We start from the raw sequence: 25,148 nt of genomic DNA, 5'->3' as shown, positions 1-25,148 counted from the left end.
GACGTAAATCTGTTGACCGTAGCCCGGCCAAGCCGGTGATCATAGAGGCGAATCAATGCCCGCGAAGAAGCTTGATGTTGCGCTGCTGGCCTTCACCCCGGAACCCCTCTCCGTCATCTATGCGGCGTTTCGCCAGTGCTACCATGCGGGCTTCGTGGCGGACATGTGGCCGCGGCTCCTGGCCGGGGAGATCCCGCGCGCCAAGCAGGCCGAGTTCGTGGCCAAGGTGCTCGAATCCGGCCACGTGAGCCCCATCGAGCACGTGAGCTTCACCTTCGCCGTCGAGGGTGTGTCGCGCGCGCTCACCCACCAGTTGGTGCGCCACCGCATCGCTAGCTATTCCCAGCAGTCCCAGCGCTATGTGGACGCCTCCCAGTTCGACTACGTATTGCCCCCGGCCATCGCCAAGATCCCCCCGGCCAAGGCCCGCTTCGAGGCGTTCATGGAAGAGGTGGGCGCGGCCTATCGAGACATTAAAGCGATACTTGAAGAAAACGGGCGCAAGGACAAGGCCAAGGAAGACGCGCGTTTCGTGCTTCCCCAGGCGGCCGAGACGCGCATCGTGACCACCATGAACTGCCGGGCGCTGTTCAATTTCTTCGAGCAGCGCTGCTGCACGCGTGCCCAGTGGGAGATCCGCGCCCTGGCCGACAAGATGCTTTCCCTGTGCCGCCTGACCCTGCCCGAAGTGTTCGCCGTGGCCGGTGCCCGTTGCGAACGCTTGGGCTACTGCCCCGAGGGCGAGAAGTTCACCTGCGGAAAGTATCCGCTGCGCTAGGGCGGCGCCTCGAAAGCCACTTCCCGTTCAGTCGTGATTGACTTGCACGTCGTTGGGTGCTGGATGCCCCACGCCCTTTTCCAGAAGGTCCTTGAGACTCAACAGGAAAACCGCCCATTTCGTCGAGCAGTGTGGAAGCATTCCATCATCCCTGCGCCAGCCCGAATGGCTGAAGTGGACGTAACACTGCTTTTCACCGGCTCTTAAGGAAAAGGCTATCTCAGTCTCGTCCCACTCATCTGGGGCGTCATTTTTAAGAGCCTTCCACCGGACGAGCGTGTCCTGTTGGAGCTCGACGACCGCAAACTTCTTGCAATACTCTCCGAACCAGAACTCAAGTACGCCCCCGACCCGTGATCCCTCGCCGCGGGTATCGGAAGTCCACCATCCGGCGAGTTTCTTTGTATCCGTCAATGCCTGGTAAACGGCTCCAGGCGGTGTCTTGATCCCGATTTCATGGCGAATGGAATAGGTGTCCATCGGTGGCCTCCCATACTGGCTTGGTGAACGGTTCCAGCCATTGTCCCATCATGTTTTGCGCATGCACCACGAATATCTTTATCGTTACCTATCAAGAGGCATGAAATTGGGGAAGGGCAAACGTCAATAACAAGGCGGGACGCGCGGCTTTGCGCGCTTCCCGCCTTTTCTCGTCTCTGTTGCGTTTCACATCGATCGACGCGGAGCTATAAAGGATTCCAAAGGAACGAAGTTCCTTTGGCCGCCGGAGGCATCTTGCTCTTCTGCCTCTTTCCTACCTCCCCAACGCCTTCACGCCCGCCACGTGCACGCCCGGGGTGCGCTCCAGTCCGTTGTCCAGGAAGGTCTTTACGTAGCGCTTGTCCGTCTTGCAGATGTGGTCCACCAGCCAGTCCTTGAGGAAGTTCATGATGTCCATGGACATTCCCGCCTGTCCGGCCTTGAATTTCCCGATGTAGTCCACCACCTGGGCCTTAAGGTGCTCGTGGGCTTTCTTGTGCTGGGTGGTTTCGGTGAACTTGAACTGGTCGAAGTATTTCTCCTCGATGCCGAAATGGTGGACGGTGTAGCCGGCCAGTTCGTCCAGGATCTTTTCCAGCGCGCTCTTGCCCTGGCCCGACTTCATGGCGGCGTAGAGGTGGTTGATGATGTCAACCAGCTTGTGGTGCTGCTCGTCGATGATCTTGACGCCGGTGGCGAGGTCGCTGGTCCAGGGCATGAGGATGCCCGCCTGCATGCCGCTCTTGAGGTCGGCGATGAGTACGGAGAGTTCCCGGGAGAGTTCCGAAAGCTCAAGCACGGCGTGGGCCGAGTCGTGGATGCCGTCGGCGATTTCCGTGGCCACGTGGTCCACTTCCTCGATGGCCTTGTTGATGTGGGCCGAAGTGGCGGACTGCTCTTCGGAGGCGGCGGCGATGGAGTGGATCTTGGTGGTGTTGTCCTCGGTGTGGCGCAGGATCTCTTCAGCCGATTCCCCCGATCGCTGGGCCATGAGCGAGGCTTCGTCCGCGCGGACGACCGCCATGTCCATCTGCTGCACGTTCTGGTGGATGGCGTTCTGGATGGCGGTGATGGAGTCCCCGACCTCCTTGGTGGCGGTCATGGTCTTTTCGGCCAGCTTGCGCACCTCGTCGGCCACGACCGCGAAGCCGCGTCCGGCCTCGCCGGCTCGGGCGGCCTCGATGGCCGCATTCAGGGCCAGCAGGTTGGTCTGGTCGGCGATGTCGTCGATGACGTTGATGATACGGTCGATGCTCTTGGCCTGGTCGCCGAGGCTGCCCATGTTCTGCTTGAGCACGGAGGTGGCCTCCGTGACCTTGGCGATGGCGGCGATGGCCTCTCCGGCGATGGCGGCGCTGGAACCGGCCTGGTCCTTGGAGCCCTGCACGCTCACGGAGGCGTCGGAAGAACTGCGCGAGATGTCCGCGATGGCCAGGTTCATCTCCTCCATGGCCATGGAGGTTTCATTCATGCGCATCTTCTGGAGGTCGGCCCCTTCGGAGATGCGTTCCATCTGGTTGGAGAGCGCGCCGGCCGAGGTCATGATGCGCTCCACCACGGCCTCAAGCTTGGTGGAGGCCGCGAGCAGGTTTTCGGCGCGGGATTCTTCGGCCAGGCGCGACGCCTCCTGGGCCTGGAGAACGGCATCGTCGCAGGTCCTGAGGGACGCCTCGAAGGACGCCTTGCTGTCGGCCTCGGCCTTGACGGCCTGCCTGAGGCAATCCGAGAGTTCGATCAGGGCGGTGGAAAGGGCGCTGAATTCGAAGGGCCCGGCGGAATCGTCCTTGGCCGAAAGTTCCCCCTTGGCGGCCAGACGGGCCATCTCCGCCAGGCGGGCGAGGGGGGCAGCCACCATGAAGGCGAAGGCCGCCAACGACATCAGTGTCGCCAGCGCCGCGAGAGTCACTACCCATGCGGGCGCCGCACCCGACCCCAAGGACAGGATGGCGGCCGTGGTCGAGAGCGCGCCCGACGCCCCCAACAGCGCGAAAAGACAAGATTTGACGGACATGAGTACTTCCTGGGTAGAATTTGAAATATCTCTAATACGAGCCCTGCAGGTCTGCAAGGCTTGGGTATTTACAATTGTGATAACCTGCGTCACACACCTGCCGCAGCACGCTTGATCTCAGACTTTCCGCTTGTTATCAAGAAGTCCCTTTTTAGGGATAAAAACTACCTTGGAGTTAAATATGAATTCTACGGATACACCGCGCGGCGCAATCCTGCAGCGCGACGGCCAGACTTGGGCGATAGTTCCTCGCACCCCCGTGGGGCTGATCACCCCCGAGGTGCTCGACGCCCTCAATACTGTAGTGAAGAAGTATTCCATCCCCATTGTCAAGATTACCTCGGGCCAGCGCATCGCCCTGGTCGGGGTGAAGGCCGAGCAGGTGGAGGACATCTGGGCGGACCTGGGCACCCTGGTAGGGCAGGCCATCGAGCTGTGCGTGCACTTCGTGCAGGCCTGCCCCGGCACCAGCGTGTGCAAGTTCGGCGTGCAGGACTCCCTGGGCCTGGGCCTGGAGCTTGAGAAGCTTTACGTGGGCATGGAACTGCCCGCCAAGGTGAAGATGGGCGTGTCCGGTTGCCCGCTGTGCTGTGCCAGTTCGCTGGTGCGGGACATGGGCGTGATCGGCAAGAAGAACGGTTTCACCGTGGCCTTCGGTGGCCATCCGGGCAACAAGCCCCGGGTGGGAGACGTGGTGGCCGAGGACCTGGACAAGGACCAGGTGGTGGCCCTGGTGAGGAAGCTCCTGGAATACTACCGGGACAACGCCAAGAAAAAGGAACGTTGCGCCCGCTTCGTTGAGCGGGTGGGCATCGACGCCGTCAAGGCCGCCGTGCTGTGAGGATTCGGGCCGCTCCTTCGGGGGCGGCCTTTTCCGTATGACTCCGCTCATCTCCGTTCTGCTTCCGGTCCGCAACGCGGCGGACCATCTGCCCCAGGCTCTGGAGAGCCTGCTCGCCCAGACCTTCGCCGATTTCGAAATTCTGGCCGTTGACGACGCTTCCGACGACGGGGGCCTCACGCTTGCGGTCCTTGAGGAGTATGCCGGGCGCGACGCCAGGATCAGGGCTATCGCCGCCGGACGCCTGGGCATCGCGGGGGCGCTGAATCTGGCGGCGCAACGGTCGCGCGGGCGCTATCTGGCCCGCATGGACGCTGACGACGCCTGCGAGCCCGAGCGGCTGCGCCTCCAGGCGGAACATCTTGAGGCCAGCCCCCTGACGGACGTGGTGGGCTGCCGGGTCCGCTTCGGGGGAGATCCGGCCGTATCGGCCGGATACGCCCGTCACGTGGGATGGATCAACACCCTCGAGAGCCATGAGGCCATGGCGCTGGGCGCGTTTCGGGACGCGCCCCTGGCGCATCCGTCGGTCATGTTCCGGGCGTCCGCATTCGCGCGCCTGGGCGGGTACCGCCAGGGGCCGTATCCCGAGGATTACGAACTCTGGCTGCGCTGGCTCAACGCAGGAGCCCGGTTCGCCAAGCTGCCCCAGACCCTTTTGACCTGGAACGACCCGCCCGGACGCCTGTCGCGCACCGATCCCCGGTATTCGCTGGAGGCGTTCCACGCCTTGAAGGCCGGATACCTGGCCGGTTGGCTCGCGGCCAACAATCCGCATCATCCTGAAGTGATCGTGGTGGGGGCGGGCCGGGTCACGCGGCGCAGGGCGGAGCATCTGTGTTCGCACGGCGTGCGCATCAGGGCCTATCTGGACATCGACCCTCGCAAGATCGGCCAGGTCCACCAGGGGAGGCCGGTATTGCACCATCGCGACGTCCCGCCCCCGGGCGAGGCGTTCGTGGTGTCGTACGTCTCGACGCCGGGAGCGGCCGAGCACGTGGCGGCGTTCCTTAATTCCCGGGGGTATCGCGCAGGGCGGGCGTATATCCAGGCAGGATGAGGATTTGTGCCGTATCGACACCGGAAATCGTCCAAAACTCCTGGAAACTCCAGAAATCCGTATGGGGGAATCCCCCATTGTTGCTTCGCGTGAAGAATTTGTTTCAAACATAATTTCAAAATTAATCCTGTGATAATGAGGTATTGAAATAAGTCTGCACGTTATCCAGAAAAGACTGGACAAGTCGCGGATGCCCGTCCAGGGCGGCAAATCAAGGAAAACAGCGGGTAAACCAAGTCCTTCCTACTAGGAAAGGAAATCATTCTTTCGCAATCCGGCAAAATCAAGAATTATGGCTGTGGAAAACTTTTATAGTGGGTGTTGATAAAAAATGGCTCTTTCCAGTGGAATCCCTTGCGACCCGGCGTTTCCGGGGTGCCCGGCACCGGCTGACACCTGATCGTCGTTTTCCTGTCTCTTCAATTATCACAAGAGGTTACGTTTGGGATAATAACTCGGCCGGCCACCCGGATCGGGGCTCTCATCCGGGTTGAGAAAAACACGCCCCTGACGCATCACGCTTTTCATGACGAACCCGACCTGGAACCACATCCAACGCATACTCGAAAGCAGCCTGAATCCTGGTCTCTATCAAGTCTGGATCAAGCCTCTGACCGCCTCCTTCAAGGACGGCGGCATACTCCTTCATGCTCCCAACGAATTCGTAGCCGCCTGGGTGAGGGACAGGCTCCTTTCCAATATTTCCGAAGCCGCCGCCCAGGTCATGGGGCAGGCCCCCCGCGTGAGCGTCACCGCCACCCCCGCGGCTTCCGGAGAATCAGCCAGGAAAAGCGCCGCTCCGGCCTGCGCCGCCAGGGCCGTCCGCAAGTCGGCCGCCCGTCCCGACGACGAGTCGGGCAATCTCTTCCGCTTCTCCTTCGACCAATTCGTGGTGGGTCCCTCCAACGCCCTGGCCTATGAAGCCTCCCTGGGGCTCTGCCGGGAGTCGCTGCCGGCAAGCCAGCTGTTCATCAGCTCCGGCCCCGGCCTGGGCAAGACCCATCTGAGCCAGGCCATGGGCAATCTGCTCATGGGCGGCGAGCGGGCCGCCAAGCCGAAACTGGTCTACCTCACCGCCGAGGAGTTCTCCTCCCGGCTGATCCTGGCCATCAAGACCCGGGACATGGAACGTTTCAAGGCCCGCTTCCGAGAGGACGTGGACATCCTCATCCTCGAGGACATCCACTTCTTCCAGGGCAAGCTGAAGCTCCAGGACGAACTGCTCAATACCCTGAGCGCGCTCCAGTCCAGGGGATGCCGGGTGGTGTTCACCAGCTCGTTCCTTCCCAAGGAACTCACCGGCCTGGACAACCAGCTCGCCTCCAGGCTCTGCGCCGGATTCATGGCCACCATCGAGCAGCCCGACTTCAAGACCCGCCTCAACATACTCGACCGCAAGGCCAGGAGCCATCAGGTGCTTTTGCCCGGCGAGGTGGCCGGCCTCCTGGCGGAGCGCATCACCACCGACATCCGCCAACTGGAGTCTTGCCTGCAGAACCTGGCCCTCAAGGCGCGCGTGCTGGGGCAGGGCATATCCTTGGAAATGGCCTGGGAAGTGCTCAGGAACTACGACATCGAGGATATCCCGGTGGGCATCGACCAGATCGTGGAACACGTCTGCAGCGTCTACGACATCAAGCCCGAGCACCTAGCCTCCAAAAGCCGCAAGCGCCAGCACGTGCTGGCCAGGAACACGGCCTTCTTCCTGGCCCGCAAGCACACGGAGCTGTCCCTCCAGGACATCGGCGGGCGCTTCAACCGCCGCCATTCCACCGTGGTCAAGGGCATCACCGCCGTGGAACGCCAGCTCTCCCTGCAGACCCCGCTCGGACGCCAGATCGAAACCGCCATCGAACGCATGGTGCATTAGGGCGCGGCCCCCCGGGCCGCGGCATCCGTCTCGCGCAAATCAACGACGAAATGATCCGCGCTGCCCCGGGAGGCTGCGTTGCCGACTGGGCGTGCCCCGGACCGGTGAACCGGGGCGTCCCGGAGGCACTTCTGCCGCGCGGCGCTCCAGGGTCATTCCAGCACTGCGAGCTCCATGTCGCCCCACACGCCAATGGTGTCGTCCACTTGGGCGAACACGCCCGTGACGCCGAAACGCGCCAGCTCCTGGGCGCGCTCGAGCACCAGGGGGAGGTGCGCGCCGCTTCTGGCCAGGTTTCCGAGGGTCGTGGCCGCCGCGTCGGCCAGGGCCCCGGACCGGGCCTTCACCGTCACCAGATCCGCCCTGCCGAAGGACAAGGAGTGGCCGATGGTGGCCGAGGAGCCGCACAGAGCCGTGGGGAAGTCCTCCGGGGAGAGGCGCAGGGCCAGCCGGGCTCCCTGCACGGGCTTGGCCAGCAGGGCCACCAGGCGCTCCCGGGTGGAGTGCAGGTAGAGGTCCCCGCCGTTTTCCACCAGGATGTCGGGCGATTCGGGCGCGAAGCGGTCGGCCACGGCCTGAGCCACGGCTCCGGCCACGGCGGCCATGGGGCCCACCTGGCAGCATCGGGCGGCTTCGAGCATCTTCCGGGCCAGGTCCGGAGCGGCTTCGTCCTCGGACAGGGGGACCAGGGATGTGGCGAATTCGGGGCGGAGCAGGATGTAGTTCTTGAGTTCGCCGCGAAGCGATGTCAGGTAGTGGACGATCTCGCAGGAAAGGTCCCGGCGGGCCGTTATCCTGAGGTCGGACTCCTCCACCACCACGGTGAAGCAGGTCTCGCCCTCGGCCGGGGTGAGCGCCCCGCGATAGGCTCTGTCGGAATCCAGATGGGTCATGGGTCGCTCGCTTAAGCCTGTTGGAGAGTGGCGGGAGCCTGGTGCTTTCGCCGCACCCCGAATGTGCCATCAGCCTCCCCCGGCTGGCAAGGGCCCCGGTCCCTTCCCCGGCGGCCCGGCCGGCGGCGGGTGGTGACCCCGCGCACCCTAATGGATTTGCCTCTTGCGGCCGATTATAGCTTGCGCCGGAAGCGCAGGCTCGCTTCAGCAATCGAAACAGGACCGAATCGCCCATGTACAAGCTCTCGCAGCTTATTGATCAGATCCAACCAATCGCCCAGCCGAAGCTGGTGACGTCGGGCGTGGGCATGTGGCTCGTCTGGGACGGCCCGCTCTCGCCGGTGGTGGGGCAGATATTCACGGACTTCGGCGGATTCCAGCAGGCCCAGGACGGCAATCAGGCCCTGTGGTTCTTTTTCGGCGACGAGGCGTTCAAGGCGCTGGGGAGGCTCACCGGCTACGCCAGGGTCAACCGGCTGCCCATCTTCATCCAGGCCTTTCCCGCTTCTCTGCTGGTAGGCTACAAATATGAGGTTTCGCTCGCCTGCGCCGACGAGTACGCCCACCAGGAGGCCGGAGCCGCCCAGGACCTGGAAATCCTGGTCCACCCGCAGTTCAAGACCATGCTGGACTCCCTGCCGGGACTGGGAATCAAGCCCACCCAGGCCATGCCCGGCTTGTCTCCGGCGGGTTTCGGGCTCTTGAGCGTCGACGCCACCATGGGGCACGATTCACCGCTGGGCTGGTATTTCATGCTGCGCCCCCTGGGCGATCCCCTGGACAAGAACGACGCCGAGGGATGGCGGGCCATTTTTTCCGAACTCCAGGCCCTGCTCGAGCGCCTGGCCATCAAGTACCTCTCTCACGAGGGTTTTCTCATCTTCGGCCTGGACAACGTCAAGGCGTTGCGCAACGTCAGCCGCGAACTCCTGAAGCTCGAGGGAAACCTCAAGCAGGGCGACTCGGGGAAGAAGTACTGGCCGTGCGTCATGGCCTGCGTGTTCAAGAAGGGGTTTCACCTCAACAAGGATCTCCCCAAGAAGATCAATCTCGACTGGAAGCAGCTGGCCCCGGACTACCCGCACATGAGCTTCAAGTCCGCGCTCTACCTGGGCAAGGGCTTCCGGATCAACGACGTGCGCCACTCCTCCAGCAGCCTGACCATCGAGAGCTGGTGCCACATATCCCTCTCCCCCGATGAGGAGGCCGAGGAAGTCCAGGGCGAGCTGCCCTTCAAGCTCCCCACCAACCTCGTGGCCGGGACCAATCCTCCCTGCTTCTACTGCGGCCTTTCCAGCCACCTGCCGCGCGAGTGCCCCACGAGGTTGATCCCGGAACGGCGCACCGCGGTATGGGACGACCTGGGGCTGGTGGACATGGGCAAGCTCGACGAGGCCGGACTGGTCCTCAATCGGGAACTGGCCCAGGCGGATCCCTCCGCGCTCGCGCGCATCATGGACAGCCAGAACATCCAGGGGCTCATGCTTCGCTCGTTGTTCGAGATCTCCTTTCCGGGGCAGCTCAGGTGCTTAAGCCTCATCTGGCGCAGCAAGGGCAAGGACCTGCCCGGCGGGTTCAACGATGTGGGGGCTGCCGACGACGGCGATTATCTCTGGGGCGCCCTGGACATGCTCAGGAACCGGGACGAGGAGGGGTTCGAGCGCGAGATCACCCAGGGGCTGGCCAAATACGGACGGGGATTCCAGCCACGGTCGATCCAGGGGTTTCTGGCCATGGAGGAGGGCGACTGGAGCCGCAGCGCCTACTTCTGGCAGGAGGCGGCCCGCAGCGCCTTCACCCCCTTGCAACGAGGCTGGCTGGCCTACCTTGAGGGGCGGGCCATGGAGGTCCAGGGCGAGTTCCAGAAGGCCGTGGGGTTCTACCATCAGGTCCGGTCGGAGTGCCCTCGTTGGGCCGATCCCGTGTACCGCCAGGGCGTGTGCATGGTGAAGATGGGCTTCACCAGCCAGGGGCTGCACGAATTCATGGACCTCTTGCGCTCCGATCCCAACATCTTCAACCGCGTCCTCCTGGACCCCGAGGTGGAACGCGGCCGGGTCTACCTTCTCTCCGCGCTCTGGAAGCCCTGGAGCGAGGCCATGGCCCTCCGGGACGAAAAGGCCGCCCACCTCCCCGGGCTGCCCGCGAACCTCAAAAGCTGGTTCAAGGAAGACCACCCATTCCTGAAAAAGGCCCTCGAGGATGCCAAGGTCCTGGACGAGCTGGCCAAGATCAACAATTACGTCTGCTTCAACCGCCTGGCCCAGGCGTACGACGGCATGCAGAAGGAGCTGCACCAGACCGTGGAGAAGGGGATCATCTCCATCGATCATCGGCTCAAGAACCTTCATGAGGAGCTCAAGAACATCCACCACGAAGCGGCCTGGTTCCCCTTCGGCAAGCTTCTGCGCGAATTCAACAAGGATTTCAACTCATGCGCGTCCAAGCTGAACTGGATGCGCACCTCGTCCCTGCAGGTGGCCACGAATTTCCGCAAGAGCCAGGACTATGTCGAGGAAATCGAGGCCACCATCACCCTGCTGCGGGCCAGGCTGGTGACGCTTCGCATCGTGCGCGACGCCACGCTTTTCGTTCTGCTTCTGGGCAAGAGCTTCATGTGGATCGAGCTGGTCGGACTGGCCTTGTCGCTCATCGCGGTTCCCGGACTCATCTTCATCTCCCAGAAGACGGGGCAGTTCTGGCTGGCCGGTCTCCTGGAGGGGCAGAAGTGGCAGGTGCAGAAGGGGCTGGTGATCATCGTGAGCATCGTGGCCATGGCCGCGGCGGCCATCAAGACCGCCGTGAGCTTCGAGAAGCGCCGGGCGGAACTCTTCAAGGAAGAGGAAGACAAGGCCGCAAAAAGAGGGGCCAAGGCAGCAAAGGGCAAGCCCGCGCCCAAGGCGTTGCCGAGCGGCAAGGGCGCGGCCGTCCCGGCCAAGGCCGGCGGAGGCAAACCCGCGGCGGGAAAGGGCAAGGGCAAATAGGCGCCGAGCCCGGTAAACCGCCTGTACGTTCAGGAATAAAAAAAGCGGGGTTCCTTTCGGAACCCCGCTTCGCTTTCGTAAGCGCGGTACGGACTACACGCAGCCGGTGGGCTTGGGCAGGCCGGCCATCTTACAAGCTCCCTTGCCGGGGCCGGAGGGGAACAGCTCATAGATGTGCTTCAGCTTGTATCCGGTCACCTTCGAGAGGATGCGGACCATGGGGGCGATGCCGTTCTTCTTGTAGTAGTCCTGCAGGAACTCGATCACCTTGTTGTGCTCGTCGGAAAGTTCCTTGATGCCCTCGGACTCCTTAACGTACTCGACCCAGTCGGGGTTCCAGTCCTCAAAGCGCTGCAGGAATCCGTCCTCGTCGACCTCGAAGGTTTTGCCCTTGAATTCAACAGTGGCCATTCTCCATCCTCCTTGGCGTTGTGAACAATCAGTCGGTTGCCCAGAGTTGCCGGACCCTCGTAAGAGGGCTCCAAACCATTTTTAAACAGCGTTCCGCTGTTTTGGAACACCAGGTAAGAACGAGGGTCCTTTACCCGATGCCCTTGCGCTCGGAGAGCGCTCGGGCGTCCTTACGTGGTCCCCACCCGAATTCGTGACGTCTTAAAGGCCAATTCCAAGTGTTGTCAAATGATTTTGCTAAGGAATCACTCAGGTCGGATTTGCGCCAGGTGTTCCCGTGCGAAATCCAGGCCGGGGTCCATCTCCAGGGCCTTGCCCAGGAAATCCGCCGCGGCGTCCGCATGACCTAGGAACTTATGGCAAAGTCCCAGGTTGGCCAGGTCCATGGCCGAACCGGAGTCCAGGGCCAGGGCCGCCTCGAAGTCGGCCGCGGCGTCGGCGTACCTGCCCGCCTTGAAGCGGGCCACGCCCCGGAGGTTGTAGTATTCCTTGACCTCGGGGCTCATGTCGATGGCCTTGCCCAGTAGCGCCTCCACCTGGTCCCATTGATCGAGCCTGGAGAGCCCGTAGGCTCTGTAGAAGACCGTCATGGCCTCTTCCTCGGGGTCGGCCTGGAGCGGCTCGGCCTTCTCGAAGAGGGCCATGGCCTCCTCGATTTCCCCCATGCGCAGGGCGTACAGGCCCTGGAAGAAGGGCAGGTAGGGCTCCCCGGCGCAGATTTCAGCCAGGATGCCCAGTCCCGGGCCGGCCAGTTCCTCGGGGGCCTCCTCGGCCAGCATGCGGCCCACGAACATGCCCAGGCTGGCCCGGGGGGTTCTTTCCCGGAACAAAAAGCCCGGAACGAAGTTGTAGTTGGTGGAGATGCCGAGCTGGGGCTGGGTAGTCTCCACCGTATAGAGGGTGTAGCCCTTCTGCTTGAGTCCCGAGGCCAGGGCCTCGATCTCATGGAGCATGTCCGCGCGCTCCAGGCTCGGTAGGCGTTCCAGGTCAGTCTGCGGGCCTTCCGCCACCCAGGAGGTCTCTCCCAACTGGGTGAACTTGCGCAGGCCCGACGCCTCGTAGTTGCTGCCCGTCTCGAAGTCGCCGGCCAGCTGCGCGATCTCGGTCACGGCCCGCACGGCGGCCTTGAGCGGCGAGCTTGCAGTGCCAGCGGTGAAGACGATCTCGCTCTTGATGCCGAGCGTGGACGGGTCGTAGGCCAGGGCTCCCACGGTGGGCGCTGGCATGTCCAGGCTGAAGTCCTTGAGCCAGATCCTGATGCCATTGCGCTCGAAGGCTTCCACCAGTTCCCGCAGCACGGGGTCGGAGAAGCCATGGGTGCGGATGGTGGGGAGCTTGGGCTCCTCGCGGTCCACCACGGCGCTCACGTGGCGCTCCACCAGCTCGCACGCCCCCTGGAGGATGGACTCCTCCAGGCAGTTTCCAGCGGATGATCCGTTGAATTCGTTGAGCTTCTTGAACCAGTCCAGGGGCACCATGACCTCTTCGCCGTCCAGCACCCGGGTGGCGGGATAGAAACGCCACGGGATGAGGTCCATGAGGGCTTGCGCCTGCTCCTCGGAGAGCGTGTCATGAACGGACTGGAGAATCTCGGCGATGGGAATGACCTTGCCCGGCCACAGAGCCTGCGCCTGGGACCAAGTGGCGCTGACGAAGTTGTCCTCGTCGGCCCAGAAGCTGAAATAGCTGAAGCGCTCGGCCAGTTCCATCAAGGCCGACGCCTCGGCCTGGGCCGGGGACGCGCCCTTGCCCATCTGCTTGCGGGTGGGCATCACCCCCCGGGCCTGGGCGCCGCAGATGCTCAAATAGACGGGGATGCCCAGGCGCCCGGTGTCGGTGCGGCGCAGTTCGGCCAGGATACCGCCGTGGCCTTCGAAAAGAGCCTTCACCCGGGCCACGGTCTGGGCCGGAGTGCAGAGTTTGTCGGAATCGGACGTGTAGCCCTTGGGGGTGCTTTGAAGTTTACGCATTGGTACGTCTCCGCATGCGGTACAGCACGCAGGTTTGTGATTCGCCGCCGTCGGAACGGCAGGTGGACTGGGTACGCTGGATGAGGAAATCCCGGCTGGCCCGCGCGAAGAAGGGCGCGGCCTCGCGGCACTGGTCGCAGGAGAGAAGCACCTGTGCTTCAGGAGCCGTGGTCGCGTGTCCGCCCAGGAAATCGGCCAGGGGCTCGTGGAGCTGCGGCATATAGAGCGCCTCGGACCCGGCGATGACATCGAAGGTCTCGTCGAGCACGGGAGCGGTCATGTCCAAGACGCCTGGCCTGGCCTGGGCGTCCAGGCCGTTCTTCAGGATGGCCGCCCGGATGAACAGGAGCGCCTCGGGCTCGATGTCGGTGATGAGGGCCGAGAATCCGCGCTTGGCCGCAGCCAGGCCGCACAGGCCGAGCCCCGCGCCCAACTCCAGCATGCGGCCGCCGGGGGCCGGGGTGAGGCGCGAGATCAACATGGCCAGCGGGAACGACGCGGGCCAGAGCTTGGCCCAGAAGGGCAGGGATATCTTCTGCCCAGCCGGGGCGGTCTCCACGAGCCTGTCGATGTATTCGGAAAGGTCGGCGATCTGGAGGAGTTCGATGTCCATCTGCCCCAGGGAGACGGTCTCGAAGGCCACCGGATAGCGGGATCCGGCCAGGGCCATGATGTCGTCCAGGGTGGTGGCGGGGGACAGCGCGGCTTCCAACATGCGTGGATCAGGGGTCATGGGGTCCGTCTCCTGGCGTGGCGTCCGGCGCCGGCCGGACGGAAAAAGAAAAAGGCCGGACGCTCTGAGGCGCCGGCCTTGGCTGGACTGGTGGAGCGGGAGACGGGATTTGAACCCGCGACTTCAACCTTGGCAAGGTTGCACTCTACCACTGAGTTACTCCCGCAAAACTGGAGGCGGCATCCGGATTTGAACCGGAGAATGGAGGTTTTGCAGACCTCTGCCTTACCACTTGGCTATGCCGCCTCGCTCAAAGGGAAGCTGTATTTAGGGAAGTTCGGCTTCACTGTCAACAGCTTCCGGGGAAGCAAAAAAAATTCCCCCGAGGGGGAGGTGGAGCGGGAGACGGGATTTGAACCCGCGACTTCAACCTTGGCAAGGTTGCACTCTACCACTGAGTTACTCCCGCTCGTGGTGAGAGGCGCTTCTAAATGGACGAGGCCGGGATGTCAAGCGCCAAGTTGGAAATAATTCGTTAAGTTCCTGTTTCACATGAGTTTTCGAGCAGATAGGCGGCATGATTTTTTGTCTTTTGGACGCGCTGCGCCGGGGGCAGGGGGCCTCGAGCGTGCGAAAAGGCGCTTCCGGTGCCCGATCGCGACCGGGAAGTTGCAAAAGCCTAATCAGTTCTTATTTAGGAAGGCGCATAAAAAAGAGTCCACGGCGTAAACACAGTCGGTCAGGCACTTTACCTCCGACCGCAAATCCATTAAGGGGACTCACTTCGCCGCCCTTCGGGTCAGGCGTTCTCCGGAGGTTCTCTCTATGGAACAGAAAGATTTGGATTTCTTCCGGCAGTATCTGAACGATTCTCTTCAAGACATCCTCAAGAAAGGCGAGGAGACCATTGAAGACATGACCGACACGGTTGAGGTCTACGCCGATCCGGCGGACCGGGCCACGGCCGAGTCGGACCGTGCCTTCACCCTTCGCCTGCGCGACCGCGAGCGCAAGCTCATCCGCAAGATCCAGGAAGCCCTTGAGCGCATCGAGGACGGCACCTATGGCATCTGCGAGGAATGCGGCGAGGATATCAGCGTGCCCAGGCTCAAGGCCCGCCCGGTCACGACCCTGTGCATCAAGTGCAAGGCCCGCCAGGAGGCCGACGAAGATTTGCGGGGCGAATAGTCCTACATTATAAAGAATAAATGGACGTCGCCTTTTTCAGGCATCTCGGGCCTGAACTCATCCGCGTCCTCGGTGGCGTCCGCTTCGATACGGTCTTCAGTCCGGCCCCTGGCTTCTGGACGTTCGTATTTACGCCTCCCGTGAGTCTTCGCGACGATTCCCCTCCGGAGTGCAAATTCCTGCTGGCGCGGGTCGATCCCCGCGACGGCGTCCTGTTCCTTTCGCCTGAAAAGCCGGCCAATCCTCTGCAACCGCCCGCCAAGGCAATGTGGCTGCGCAAACGCCTGCGCGGGCGCAAGGTCGTGGGCGGCCGCTTCGACTGGCCCCGCAAGCGCCTGGCGCTTGAGCTTTCCCCGGGCGAAGGGCGCTGGCTGTTCGTGACCATGGAGGACGACCCGGTGGTGCTCGACAGCCTGCCGGACGATTTCACCCTTGAGCCCAGGTGGGATTCTCCCCGGGAAGCGTTGGAGGACCCCGCCTGCCCGCGCAGCCTGCGCCGGGCCCTGGAGCGCGAAGATCCCGAGGACCGGCAGGCGTTTCTAGATGCGTTTCTAGACGGTCGTTCCGCCGGATTCTTCCTGGGTGAAAGCAAAGAGGCGGCGCGGCCCGGGGAGGGTCCGCTGCCCTGGCTTCCCGGCCGGGAATCGGTGCGTTTCAAGAACGCTCTGGAGGCCGCCCTGGCCTATGGCCGCACGGCCTATTTCGCCGCCCTGGCCCCTCCCGGCGAGGAGCCGAAGCGGGCGGAGGTCCGCAGGAAGAAGCGCCTCTCGGCTTTGGATCAGGACCAGCGCAGGCTGGAGGGCCTGGCCGCCCAGCATCTTTACGGCGAGGCGGTGGCCGCCAACCTTTCCGCTCTGGACCCCAAGGCCAAGTCCGGCCCGCTGGAGCTTTCCCACCCCGAGCACGGCCCCATGGCCGTGCCCCTTGATCCTTCGTTGACAATTCTGGAAAACATGGAGCGGTTCTTCCGCAAGGCCGCCAAGGGCAGGCGAGGGCAGCTGCACGTGGAGCGCTTGCGCCGCGAAGCCGAGGACGGCCTGCCCGCACCGGTCCGGCCTAGGCAGGCGCAAGGTTCGGCCAAGCCCGCCAAGCCAGTCCCGTACGGCCGGGGATCGGCCATTCCCCTGCACCGCTTTCGCTCCAGCGACGGGTTCGTCATCCTGCGCGGCAAGAACAGCGCCGCCAACCACAAGCTACTCTCCGAACTGGCCAGTCCCTTCGATTACTGGCTCCACGCTGAGGGAGGACCGGGAGCCCACGTCATCGTCAAGCGCGACCATCCCGGCCAGGATATTCCGGAATCCACGCTGGTCCAGGCGGCCATCCTGGCGGGGCTCTCCAGCTGGCGCGCGGGCGACTCTAAGGCCAACGTGCTCTATGCCCAGGCCCGGGAGGTGCGCAAGATGAAGGGCGCGGCCCTGGGCCAGGTCCGCCTGGACAGCGCCAAGACCCTGCTCGTGGACCTCGACCCCTCCCTGGAAGACCGCCTGCGCATGGACTCTTGACTCTTCTCCGCCCGGAAATTAGTACTGCCGGACCTGCCTGCAATTTTACAATAGAGGTAATTTGTCATGTCCCTCAAACAGAAGATGCAGGCTCTTTCCCTTTTCTCCGTCATCCTCATCCTGGCCGTTTGGCTCCCGGCCTGGCTCGCTTCCTCCACCGCGCTGGAAACCGCCGCGCAGTCCCCCGCGACGCTTCAGGCCGTGGCCTCGTTGCGTTCGATCCTGCTGTGGACCGGCGCGGCCGCCGCCATGCTGGCCGTGGCCGCCGGGGCCTTGACCGGGCTCGGCATGACCGGCCGGGTCAACCGCATCCTTACCGTCCTGGACCGCGCCGAAAAGGGCGATCTCTCCGCGCGTTACGAATCCTCCGGTTCGGACGAGCTGGAGCGCATCGGCAGCGAGGTGAACACCCTGCTCGGCAAGGTGCGCGAGCTTTTCGAGAAGGCCGCCGAGCATGAGGCCCAGGCCATCGATAGCGCCGGACAGTGCAGGCTGGCCATGGACCAGGCCGCCGAGGCCAGGCTGCGCGCCGAGAACTCGCGTCGCCAGGGCATGGCCGGCGCCTCCGGCACCCTTAGGAAGGTTGTGGGCGAAATCCAGGACGTGGCCGGACGCCTTTCTTCCGAAGTGGACAAGACGGCCAGCGGCGCGCGCGGCCAGGCCGAGATGGTCATCCAGGCCGCCGCCGCCGTGGAGCAGCTGGACCAGGCCGTCATGGAGGCCGCCCGCAACGCCTCCGGCGCGGCCGAGCTGGCCGAGCGCGCCCGCGATCGGGCCGAGCACGGCGCGCGGGTGGTGGAAGGGGTGCTTTCCTCCATCACCGGGGCCTACAACCGCACCATGGAACTCAAGGGAGTGGTGGAGGAACTGGGCGGACGGGCGCAGTCCATCGGACGCATCATGACCGTCATTTCCGACATCGCCGACCAGACCAACCTGCTGGCCTTGAACGCTGCCATCGAGGCCGCCCGCGCCGGTGAGGCCGGACGCGGGTTCGCGGTGGTGGCCGACGAGGTGCGAAAACTGGCCGAGAAGACCATGGCCGCCACCCGCGAGGTGGGCGAGGTGATCGACGCCATCCAGACAGGGGCGCGCGGGGCGGTCACGGGAATGGAGCACGCCGCCTCCGAGGTGGAGATGGCCACGGGACAGGCCCGCCAGTCCGGCGAGGCTCTGGGCGAGATCGTCTCCATCGTGGAGGCCACGGCCGACCAGGTGCGCTCCATCGCCACGGCCGCCGAACAGCAGTCCGCCGCCAGCACCCACATCGGGCGAACCGTGAACACCGTGAGCGAAACCTCCTCCGACACCCTTGACGGCATGACCCGATGCGAGCAAGGACTCGATACGCTCATCGAGCAGGTGCGCGCGCTTGCCAATTTGAACTGCGTGTTTACCCTGCTCGGGCAGGGGACCGTGCAGGAGCTCATCGAGACCATGGCCCGCTCCGCCGACCTGGCCTCCATGGACCGCCAGCGCATGGAGTCCGGGCTCAAGCAGGCCATGGCGCAGAACGCGTACCTGGAGCTGGCCTACATCACCGGAACCGACGGACGCCAGGTGGTGAGCAACATCCCCCAGGCCGGTTTCGCCGCCCAGTACGACGGCACGGGATTCGGCAAGGACTGGAGTTCGCGCCCCTGGTTCACCGGGGCCATGAAGAGCAAGGATATCTTTATTTCGGAGGTTTACGTCTCCTCGGCTTCCCAGGAGCCGTGCATCACCGTCAGCCGGCCCATCGAGGACGGCAACGGCAAGGTGCTCGGCGTGCTGGGCCTGGACGTGAAGCTCCACTGAGCACCATCGGATGGCAAAAAATACCTGTCTGGAACGCAGACTCGAATTCGACGACGCCGGCCTGGCCCGGGATCTCTTCGGGGTCCACAACGCCAACCTGGCCTTCGTGGCCGAAAAGACCGGCGTGCGCGCCGATTCGCGCGGCTCCGTGCTGACCCTGCGCGGCGAATCGATCGAGGTGCTGGACCAGGTGGCCGAGGCCATGGTCTCGCTGTATGGCATGCTCAAGAGGGGGGTCCCGGTCTCCCCGCGCGACATCGAACCGGCCCTGGCGCACCTGGCCAAGGCTCCCGGCTCGGGGCTGTGCAAGCTCTTCGAGGAAAAATCCTTCATCGTCTCGCCTAAGAAGACCATCACCCCCCGCACCGCCACCCAGCGCGACTACCTGGGGGCCATCCGGGCCAGCGACTTGGTTTTCGGCGTGGGGCCGGCCGGTACCGGCAAGACCTATCTGGCCGTGGCCATGGCCGTGGCCGACCTGCTGGCCCGGAGAGTGAAACGCCTGGTGCTGACCCGCCCCGCAGTGGAGGCTGGCGAGAAGCTGGGCTTTCTGCCCGGCGACCTCATGGAGAAGGTCAATCCCTACCTGCGCCCCCTCTACGATGCCCTGCACGACATGCTGGACTTCCAGCGCGTGACCGAAATGCTCGCCGAGGGCGTCATCGAGGTGGCCCCCCTGGCCTTCATGCGCGGCCGGACATTGAACGACGCCTTCATCATCCTGGACGAGGCCCAGAACACCACGCCCGAACAGATGAAGATGTTCTTGACGCGGCTTGGCTTCGGGTCCAAAGCGGTTGTCACCGGCGACGTGACCCAGGTCGACCTGCCCCGCGGCGCGCCGTCGGGACTCATAGAGGCCCGGACCATCCTGACCGGCGTACCCGGCCTGGAGTTCGTTTACTTCAACGAGGAGGACGTCATCCGCCACCCGCTGGTGGGCCGGATCGTACAAGCCTATGAGCGGCATACTCAGCCGTCTGAAACGAAATAACCTGCCTGCCAAACCGGCTGCACCCTGCCAGCCGGGTCAGGCGTGCCAGAACTTCACCTGGGGTCTGGGCGTGTTCCTGGGAGTCATCCTGGGAGCCAGCATCCTTTCCGCAGTGCACTTCGAATCGCCGGTCAAGGTGTTCCTGGCCGGCGAAATCGCGTCCCAGGACGTCACCGCGGACCAGAACCTGCGCTACGAGGACCGCGAAGCCACCATCCGCAAGCGCGAACAGGTGGCCGAGAACCAGCCCCCCGTCTTCGACCTGAATCCCGATCCCTACGAGTCCATCAGGAAGCACGTCACCGACATTCTCGCCCAGGTCAAAAGGCCCGACGACGAGCTGGATAAGATGCGCGCCTCCATTTCCGAGGACCTGAACGTCGAGATCAGTCGGGATATGATATCCCTCTGGCGTTCCCAGGACTTCCAGGATCTCGTGCTCCTGCAGGTGCTGCCCTGGCTCAAGGAAGCCTACGCCAAGGGCGTGGCCGCGCATCCCGGGGTGTTCTCGTCCTACCGGCAGGGCATCCTCCTGCGCGAACTGCCCTCCGGCATGGAGACCCTGTATCTCGACGGGCCCGGCATGGTGGACCTGGAACGCCTCAAGGACGACCTGGACCAGCTCCTGCGCCGCGACCTCAAGCGCACCATCAAGATTCGCAAGGCCATCTTCACCGTGGCCGGACCCTTCCTGCAGCCCAACCTGGTTTTCAATCAGGAGACCACGCAGGCCCGCAAGCGCGAGATCATAAGCGCCATGGAGCCCGTCTACTCCAACATCTACAAGGGAGAGATCGTGGTCCGCCAGGGCGAGCGCGTCACGCCCGAGCAGCAGACCAAGCTCCAGACCCTTTACGCCCACCGCACCAGCTCGCTCAAACCCTTCGCCATCCCCGGCACGTTCCTGCTCTCAAGCCTCTTCTTCGTGCTCCTGCACCTGTCGCAAGGCAAGAAATCGGCGGGCATCCGCGGCGTGAGCAACCGCGACTGGCTGGCCCTGGCCATCACCACGGCGTTTCTCGTCGTGCTGGCCAAGTTCGTGGAGCTGGCCCGGCTCTCCGAAGCCCACATCCCGGTTTTTTTGCGCACCGGGCAGATGGCCTTCGGCCTGCCCATCGCCGGAGCCGCGGGCGTGCTGGCCATGTTCCTGTCCCCGACCCTGTGCTCCTTCGCGGTGTTGCTCATCTCCTACCTCGTGACCAACGAGGTTGGCGGCAACCTCTACCTCTTCAGCTACTACCTGCTGGGCGGCTTCGTGTACGCCTCCATCATCCGCAACTGCGAAACCCGGCAGGACGTGCTGCGCTCCATCCTGCCCCTGGCCGCGCTGTGCATCGTCTCCTGGTTCGGTATCATGCTGGTGCAGGACGCCGGGGGCGAGATCAACTGGGCGGGCGGAGTCCACGCGGCGTTCAACGCCGTATTCTCCCTGCTTCTTGTGCTGGGCCTGAGCCCCATCCTGGAGATGGTCTTCGGCTACACCTCGCGCTTCCGGCTCATGGAGCTCATGAGCCTTGAACAGCCGCTGCTGCAGGACCTCATGGTCACCGCGCCCGGCACCTACCACCATTCCATCATCGTGGCCAACATGGTGGAGGCCGCCGCCCGCGCCATCGGAGCCAACGCCCTGCTGGCCAAGGTCGCGGCGCTGTACCACGACATCGGCAAGCTCAAGAATCCGCAGTATTTCATCGAGAACCAGTACGGGAAGGAAAACAAGCACGACAAGCTCTCGCCTTCCATGAGCGCGCTGATCCTCATCTCGCACGTCAAGAAGGGCGTGGAGCTGGCCCGCGAGCACAAGCTTGGCGACGAAATCTGCGACCTGATCGGCCAGCATCACGGCATGACGCTCATCACCTACTTCTACCACAAGGCCCAGGAGCAGGCCGAGGCCAAGGGCGAAGAACCCGTGCGCGAGGACGAGTTCCGCTACCCCGGCCCCAAGCCCCAGACCAAGGAAGCGGGCATCATCATGCTGGCCGACGCCATCGAGGCCTCCAGCCGCACCCTGGTGGACCCCACGTCCAGCCGCATCAAGGGGCACATCCAGTCCATCATGCGCAAGCTCTACAACGAGGGCGAGCTGGACGGCTCCGAGCTGACTCTGCGCGACCTCACCCAGGCTTCCGAGACTTTCCACCGGATTCTTACCGGCATATTCCACCATCGCATCGAATACCCGAGCGACAGGGGCCGGGAGAAGCCCAAGGAAAACGGCGTCAAGGCTCTGCCGTCCACGGAGAACGCCGCGTAGCCGGGGCGCCGCCCTGCACCCGCCAAAGGGCTTTGCCCTCTGGACACCATATCGTGTTGCGGGATTCATGAGCGGGATCGGGGGTGTTGCCTGAGTTGCCCGAAACGGCGTTGCCCGTTGAGCGCCATACCCAGGAGGAAAGCATGCTTGTCGATTGGCAAAACCTGCTTCAGAGCGCCATGAAGGCGTTTGGTGAACTGGCCAAGGGCAACCCCAAGATCATGGATGGGATAAAGGCTCTGGACGAGGCCGGCGCCGCCCACGGCGCCCTGGACGCCAAGACCAGGGAGCTCATCGCCGTCGCCGTCGCCTCCACCACTCGTTGCGACACCTGCATCGCCGTGCACGTCAAGGCCGCCGTTGCCGCCGGAGCCACCCGCCAGGAACTGCTGGAAGCCCTGGGAGTGGCCGTCGGACTCAACGCTGGCGCGGCATTCGTCTATTCCTCGCACGCCCTGGAAGCCTTCGACACCTTGAAATAAGGGGCGCGGCCTGGGGCGTCCCGACGGACCGCCGACCCAGGCGGCATATTTAATAGGCAGGCAGCGCGCAAGGACGCGCTTCCTGCCTGTTTTCAAACAATCTCGCATCGATCGACGCGAAGCTACACGGGATTCCAAAGGAACGAAGTTCCTTTGGCCGCCGGAGGCATCTTAAATCTTATGTCTTCTTCTCTCTGGATCGAGCCGGGCGCGGCGCTTAATCCCTCCCTGCCGCTCTCGAAAAGCGAGCTCGCGCCGCTCGTCGCCCGTCTTCTGGACGTCCTTGGCCTTGCCGGGGCGTCGGTCGAGGTCCGCATGGTGGACGACGCCGAGATCGCACGCCTGAACCTCGAATTCCTGGGCTTGCCCGGCCCCACCAACGTCTTGTCCTTTCCGGCCGAGGATGACGAGCGCCCGGACTACCTGGGCGAGATCGCCCTCTCCGTCGACACCCTTACGCGCGAAGCCGTGCTCTACGGCCAGGATCCCGCCGGGCATCTGGTTCGCCTGCTGGCCCACGGCCTCCTGCACCTGGCCGGATACGACCACGGTCAGGTGATGGAGGAGATGACTGACATGGCGGTAGAAAGCGTGGCGTAATCCGCTTTACAATGGGCTTTTCAGGCGCTATCCGATTTCTTTTCCGAAGCGATTCCAGTGGAGGCCCATATGCTCAAAAGATTCCTTGAAATCCATGACATGACCCGCGCCGAGGCCCACGCCGTGGTGGCCCGGGCCATCGAGATGAAGCGCATCAAGTTTCGTTCGGACCTGCTCGAGGGCCGCACCCTGGCGCTGATATTCGAGAAGGCCTCCACCCGCACCCGCGTGTCCTTCGAGATGGCGGTGCGCCATCTGGGCGGCTCGACCATCTACATGACCCAGAACGACTCCCAGCTCGGGCGCGCAGAACCCGTCGAGGACACCATCCGCGTGCTCTCGCGCTACGTGGACGGCGTGGTCATGCGCACCTTCGAGCACTCCAAACTCACGCGCATGTGGGCCAAGACCTCCATCCCCATCGTCAACGCCCTTTCTGACGACTTCCATCCCTGCCAGGTCATGGGCGACGTGATGACCATGACGGAGCAGGGCGCGGACCTGGAGAAGACCAAGGTGGCCTGGATCGGTGACGGCAACAACATGGCCCATTCCTGGATCAACTCGGCCACCTATTTCCCCTTCGAGCTGGTTCTGGCCTGCCCCGAGGGCTACCTGCCGGACAAGGGCATCCTGGACGCCGCCCTGGCCAAGAGGGCCAAGATCAAGCTGGTCAAGGATCCCATGGAGGCCATCGCCGGGGCGCATTTCGTCAACACCGACGTGTGGGCGTCCATGGGCCAGGAAGGCGAGGCGGGCGAGCGCATCAAGGTGTTCAAGGACTACCAGGTGAACGCCAAGGCCATGGCCCTGGCCGCCCCCAACGCGAAATTCATGCACTGCCTGCCCGCCCACCAGGGCGAGGAAGTGACCACCGAGGTCTTCGAGTCCGAAGCCTCCATCGTCTGGGACCAGGCCGAGAACCGCCTGCATATTCAGAAGGCCATCCTGGAGTGGGTCTACACCCCCCAGTACGACACCGTTCCCTACACTCTCGCGGAGATTTAGCATGAGCAGCATCAAGAAAGTGGTCCTGGCCTATTCCGGCGGCCTGGACACGTCCGTCATCCTCAAGTGGATCAAGAAGACCTACCAGTGCGAGGTCATCACCATGACCGCCGATCTGGGCCAGGAAGAAGAGCTCGACGGCCTGGAAGAGAAGGCCCGCAACACCGGAGCCACCAAGGCCTACATCGACGACCTGCGCGAGGAGTTCGCCTCCGACTTCGTCTTCCCGGTGCTGCGCGCCGGAGCCGTGTACGAGGGCCGCTACCTGCTGGGCACCTCCATCGCCCGGCCGCTCATCGCCAAGCGCATGGTGGAGATCGCCCTGAAGGAGGGCGCCCAGGCCGTGTCCCACGGCGCCACCGGCAAGGGCAACGACCAGGTGCGCTTCGAACTGGCCGCCATGGCCCTGGCCCCGCAGCTGAAAACCATCGCCCCCTGGCGCGAATGGGACTTCAAGGGCCGCGCCGACCTCATGGCCTTCGCCAAGGACAACGGCATCCCCGTGCCCGTCACCAAGGAAAAGCCCTACAGCTGCGACCGCAACCTCATGCACCTCTCCTTCGAGGGCGGCGAGCTGGAAGCCCCCTGGAACGAACCCGGACCGCACAGCTACCTGCTCTGCGTGAAGCCCGAGGACGCCCCCAACGAGCCCGAATACATCGAGCTCGAGTTCGACAAGGGCAACCCCATCGCCATAAACGGCATCAACCTGACCCCGGCGGCCATCATCCGCGAGCTGAACCGCCTCGGCGGCAAGCACGGCGTGGGCCGCCTGGACATGGTGGAGAACCGCTTCGTGGGCATGAAGTCGCGCGGCGTCTACGAGACCCCGGGCTGCACCATCATCCACGCCGCCCACCGCGACCTGGAAGGCATCACCCTGGACCGCGAGGTCATGCACCTGCGCGACTCGCTCATCCCGCGCTACGCCGAGATGGTCTACTACGGATTCTGGTTCGCCCCCGAACGCGAGGCTCTCCAGGCCCTGGTGGACAAGAGCCAGGAGCGCGTCAGCGGCGTCGTGCGCGTGAAGCTCTACAAGGGTCAGGCCACCCCCGTGGGACGCAAGTCGCCCAACAGCCTCTACAACACCGAGCTGGTGACTTTCGAGGAGGACTCGGTCTATGACCAGTCCGACGCCACCGGCTTCATAAGACTCCAGGGCCTGCGGCTGCGCGGTTACAAGAAGATGTAAGCGAGGCGGGGCTCCGCCCCGCACCCCGCAAGGGCTCTGCCCTTGACCCGCCAGGGGGATGATCCCCCTGAACCCTGCAATTTGCTTCGCGTCGATCATCGGTGTTACCGATGATCGACGCGAAGCTCCGTAAAAGTTTTTGAAAGAGAGT

The 25,148-nt window shown here is 63.8% G+C and carries 20 protein-coding genes and 3 tRNA genes; 14 read left to right on the top strand and 9 right to left on the bottom strand.

The features are described from left to right. Positions 1–55: 55 nt before the first annotated feature. The gene (gene thyX / locus ML540_RS10915) at positions 56–778 is read left to right on the top strand and encodes an FAD-dependent thymidylate synthase (protein ID WP_243360925.1); all 723 of its coding nucleotides are present in this window, start codon (positions 56–58) and stop codon (positions 776–778) included. A gap of 27 nt (positions 779–805) precedes the next feature. Here thyX and ML540_RS10910 read toward each other — a convergent pair whose 3' ends face one another. Further along, positions 806–1,258 (bottom strand): SRPBCC family protein, encoded by a 453-nt coding sequence (locus ML540_RS10910; RefSeq protein WP_243360924.1) that lies wholly within the window; start codon positions 1,256–1,258, stop codon positions 806–808. A 274-nt stretch (positions 1,259–1,532) separates the two neighbouring features. After that, the gene (locus ML540_RS10905; RefSeq protein WP_243360922.1) at positions 1,533–3,269 is read right to left on the bottom strand and encodes a bacteriohemerythrin; all 1,737 of its coding nucleotides are present in this window, start codon (positions 3,267–3,269) and stop codon (positions 1,533–1,535) included. A 181-nt stretch (positions 3,270–3,450) separates the two neighbouring features. Here ML540_RS10905 and ML540_RS10900 point away from each other — a divergent pair, with 181 nt between their 5' ends. From ML540_RS10900 to ML540_RS10890, 3 genes are all read left to right on the top strand, one after another. Then, the gene (locus ML540_RS10900) at positions 3,451–4,110 is read left to right on the top strand and encodes a nitrite/sulfite reductase domain-containing protein (RefSeq protein ID WP_243360920.1); all 660 of its coding nucleotides are present in this window, start codon (positions 3,451–3,453) and stop codon (positions 4,108–4,110) included. A 37-nt stretch (positions 4,111–4,147) separates the two neighbouring features. Next, the gene (locus ML540_RS10895; RefSeq protein ID WP_243360918.1) at positions 4,148–5,170 is read left to right on the top strand and encodes a glycosyltransferase; all 1,023 of its coding nucleotides are present in this window, start codon (positions 4,148–4,150) and stop codon (positions 5,168–5,170) included. A 526-nt stretch (positions 5,171–5,696) separates the two neighbouring features. Continuing rightward, complete coding sequence (locus tag ML540_RS10890) at positions 5,697–7,040, top strand: DnaA ATPase domain-containing protein (RefSeq protein WP_243360916.1); 1,344 nt, start codon at positions 5,697–5,699, stop codon at positions 7,038–7,040. A gap of 152 nt (positions 7,041–7,192) precedes the next feature. On the opposite strand, the gene ML540_RS10885 is transcribed toward ML540_RS10890, so the two are convergent. Next, positions 7,193–7,933 carry a UPF0280 family protein gene (locus tag ML540_RS10885; protein WP_243360915.1) on the bottom strand — a complete coding sequence of 247 codons (741 nt, stop codon included), beginning with the start codon at positions 7,931–7,933 and terminating at the stop codon, positions 7,193–7,195. 233 nt (positions 7,934–8,166) lie between these two features. Between ML540_RS10885 and ML540_RS10880 the strand changes: the two genes are divergently transcribed. Next, complete coding sequence (locus ML540_RS10880; RefSeq protein ID WP_243360913.1) at positions 8,167–10,917, top strand: tetratricopeptide repeat protein; 2,751 nt, start codon at positions 8,167–8,169, stop codon at positions 10,915–10,917. Between the two features lie 93 nt (positions 10,918–11,010). Here the strand turns inward: ML540_RS10880 and ML540_RS10875 are convergent, their stop codons facing one another. The 6 genes from ML540_RS10875 to ML540_RS10850 all read right to left on the bottom strand — a co-directional run bounded on the left by ML540_RS10875 (position 11,011) and on the right by ML540_RS10850 (position 14,440). Then, the gene (locus ML540_RS10875) at positions 11,011–11,328 is read right to left on the bottom strand and encodes a TusE/DsrC/DsvC family sulfur relay protein (RefSeq protein WP_243360911.1); all 318 of its coding nucleotides are present in this window, start codon (positions 11,326–11,328) and stop codon (positions 11,011–11,013) included. Positions 11,329–11,573: 245 nt separating this feature from the next. Then, positions 11,574–13,298: a YcaO-like family protein gene (locus ML540_RS10870; protein WP_243360909.1), complete on the bottom strand. Its 1,725-nt coding sequence runs from the start codon at positions 13,296–13,298 to the stop codon at positions 11,574–11,576. Beyond that, positions 13,291–14,031 carry a class I SAM-dependent methyltransferase gene (locus ML540_RS10865; protein ID WP_243360908.1) on the bottom strand — a complete coding sequence of 247 codons (741 nt, stop codon included), beginning with the start codon at positions 14,029–14,031 and terminating at the stop codon, positions 13,291–13,293. Before ML540_RS10865 ends, ML540_RS10870 begins: the two co-directional genes overlap by 8 nt. 91 nt (positions 14,032–14,122) lie before the next feature. After that, positions 14,123–14,197: transfer RNA gene (locus ML540_RS10860), tRNA-Gly, on the bottom strand. A gap of 5 nt (positions 14,198–14,202) precedes the next feature. Then, positions 14,203–14,277: transfer RNA gene (locus ML540_RS10855), tRNA-Cys, on the bottom strand. Between the two features lie 88 nt (positions 14,278–14,365). Beyond that, positions 14,366–14,440: transfer RNA gene (locus tag ML540_RS10850), tRNA-Gly, on the bottom strand. A gap of 356 nt (positions 14,441–14,796) precedes the next feature. Between ML540_RS10850 and dksA the strand changes: the two genes are divergently transcribed. The 9 genes from dksA to ML540_RS10805 all read left to right on the top strand — a co-directional run bounded on the left by dksA (position 14,797) and on the right by ML540_RS10805 (position 24,997). Further along, positions 14,797–15,159, top strand: a complete 363-nt coding sequence (dksA, locus tag ML540_RS10845) for an RNA polymerase-binding protein DksA (RefSeq protein ID WP_243360906.1) — start codon at positions 14,797–14,799, stop codon at positions 15,157–15,159. A 20-nt stretch (positions 15,160–15,179) separates the two neighbouring features. Beyond that, complete coding sequence (locus tag ML540_RS10840) at positions 15,180–16,664, top strand: NFACT RNA binding domain-containing protein (RefSeq protein WP_243360904.1); 1,485 nt, start codon at positions 15,180–15,182, stop codon at positions 16,662–16,664. 66 nt (positions 16,665–16,730) lie between these two features. Then, positions 16,731–18,461 (top strand): methyl-accepting chemotaxis protein, encoded by a 1,731-nt coding sequence (locus tag ML540_RS10835; protein ID WP_243360900.1) that lies wholly within the window; start codon positions 16,731–16,733, stop codon positions 18,459–18,461. Between the two features lie 10 nt (positions 18,462–18,471). Continuing rightward, entirely contained in the window at positions 18,472–19,455 is a 984-nt protein-coding gene (locus tag ML540_RS10830; protein WP_243360898.1) for a PhoH family protein, read from the top strand. Next, a complete protein-coding gene (locus ML540_RS10825) occupies positions 19,421–21,712 on the top strand; it encodes an HD family phosphohydrolase (RefSeq protein ID WP_243360896.1) in 2,292 nt (763 codons plus the stop codon). The genes ML540_RS10830 and ML540_RS10825 overlap by 35 nt, the downstream gene beginning before the upstream one ends. A 143-nt stretch (positions 21,713–21,855) precedes the next feature. Continuing rightward, a complete protein-coding gene (locus ML540_RS10820; protein WP_243360894.1) occupies positions 21,856–22,194 on the top strand; it encodes a carboxymuconolactone decarboxylase family protein in 339 nt (112 codons plus the stop codon). 180 nt (positions 22,195–22,374) lie between these two features. Continuing rightward, positions 22,375–22,794 carry an rRNA maturation RNase YbeY gene (ybeY, locus tag ML540_RS10815; protein WP_243360892.1) on the top strand — a complete coding sequence of 140 codons (420 nt, stop codon included), beginning with the start codon at positions 22,375–22,377 and terminating at the stop codon, positions 22,792–22,794. 69 nt (positions 22,795–22,863) lie between these two features. Then, on the top strand, positions 22,864–23,802 hold the full coding sequence (argF, locus tag ML540_RS10810) for an ornithine carbamoyltransferase (RefSeq protein WP_243360889.1): 939 nt from the start codon (positions 22,864–22,866) through the stop codon (positions 23,800–23,802). A 1-nt stretch (position 23,803) separates the two neighbouring features. Next, the gene (locus ML540_RS10805; RefSeq protein ID WP_243360887.1) at positions 23,804–24,997 is read left to right on the top strand and encodes an argininosuccinate synthase; all 1,194 of its coding nucleotides are present in this window, start codon (positions 23,804–23,806) and stop codon (positions 24,995–24,997) included. Positions 24,998–25,148: the final 151 nt, after the last annotated feature.

Origin of the sequence: Fundidesulfovibrio terrae, from assembly GCF_022808915.1 — a bacterium.
Classification (GTDB): Bacteria; Desulfobacterota; Desulfovibrionia; order Desulfovibrionales; family Desulfovibrionaceae; genus Fundidesulfovibrio; species Fundidesulfovibrio terrae.
Note: the sequence above shows the minus strand (reverse complement) of the source record. Positions and strands in the feature narration are given on the sequence as shown.

What these genes read in the sequence shown, in the direction of transcription:
- thyX (WP_243360925.1), top strand. Translation starts at nt 56, where the DNA reads ATGCCCGCGAAGAAGCTTGATGTTGCGCTGCTGGCCTTCACCCCGGAA.
- ML540_RS10910 (WP_243360924.1), bottom strand. Translation starts at nt 1,258, where the DNA reads ATGGACACCTATTCCATTCGCCATGAAATCGGGATCAAGACACCGCCT.
- ML540_RS10905 (WP_243360922.1), bottom strand. Translation starts at nt 3,269, where the DNA reads ATGTCCGTCAAATCTTGTCTTTTCGCGCTGTTGGGGGCGTCGGGCGCG.
- ML540_RS10900 (WP_243360920.1), top strand. Translation starts at nt 3,451, where the DNA reads ATGAATTCTACGGATACACCGCGCGGCGCAATCCTGCAGCGCGACGGC.
- ML540_RS10895 (WP_243360918.1), top strand. Translation starts at nt 4,148, where the DNA reads ATGACTCCGCTCATCTCCGTTCTGCTTCCGGTCCGCAACGCGGCGGAC.
- ML540_RS10890 (WP_243360916.1), top strand. Translation starts at nt 5,697, where the DNA reads ATGACGAACCCGACCTGGAACCACATCCAACGCATACTCGAAAGCAGC.
- ML540_RS10885 (WP_243360915.1), bottom strand. Translation starts at nt 7,933, where the DNA reads ATGACCCATCTGGATTCCGACAGAGCCTATCGCGGGGCGCTCACCCCG.
- ML540_RS10880 (WP_243360913.1), top strand. Translation starts at nt 8,167, where the DNA reads ATGTACAAGCTCTCGCAGCTTATTGATCAGATCCAACCAATCGCCCAG.
- ML540_RS10875 (WP_243360911.1), bottom strand. Translation starts at nt 11,328, where the DNA reads ATGGCCACTGTTGAATTCAAGGGCAAAACCTTCGAGGTCGACGAGGAC.
- ML540_RS10870 (WP_243360909.1), bottom strand. Translation starts at nt 13,298, where the DNA reads ATGCGTAAACTTCAAAGCACCCCCAAGGGCTACACGTCCGATTCCGAC.
- ML540_RS10865 (WP_243360908.1), bottom strand. Translation starts at nt 14,031, where the DNA reads ATGACCCCTGATCCACGCATGTTGGAAGCCGCGCTGTCCCCCGCCACC.
- dksA (WP_243360906.1), top strand. Translation starts at nt 14,797, where the DNA reads ATGGAACAGAAAGATTTGGATTTCTTCCGGCAGTATCTGAACGATTCT.
- ML540_RS10840 (WP_243360904.1), top strand. Translation starts at nt 15,180, where the DNA reads ATGGACGTCGCCTTTTTCAGGCATCTCGGGCCTGAACTCATCCGCGTC.
- ML540_RS10835 (WP_243360900.1), top strand. Translation starts at nt 16,731, where the DNA reads ATGTCCCTCAAACAGAAGATGCAGGCTCTTTCCCTTTTCTCCGTCATC.
- ML540_RS10830 (WP_243360898.1), top strand. Translation starts at nt 18,472, where the DNA reads ATGGCAAAAAATACCTGTCTGGAACGCAGACTCGAATTCGACGACGCC.
- ML540_RS10825 (WP_243360896.1), top strand. Translation starts at nt 19,421, where the DNA reads ATGAGCGGCATACTCAGCCGTCTGAAACGAAATAACCTGCCTGCCAAA.
- ML540_RS10820 (WP_243360894.1), top strand. Translation starts at nt 21,856, where the DNA reads ATGCTTGTCGATTGGCAAAACCTGCTTCAGAGCGCCATGAAGGCGTTT.
- ybeY (WP_243360892.1), top strand. Translation starts at nt 22,375, where the DNA reads ATGTCTTCTTCTCTCTGGATCGAGCCGGGCGCGGCGCTTAATCCCTCC.
- argF (WP_243360889.1), top strand. Translation starts at nt 22,864, where the DNA reads ATGCTCAAAAGATTCCTTGAAATCCATGACATGACCCGCGCCGAGGCC.
- ML540_RS10805 (WP_243360887.1), top strand. Translation starts at nt 23,804, where the DNA reads ATGAGCAGCATCAAGAAAGTGGTCCTGGCCTATTCCGGCGGCCTGGAC.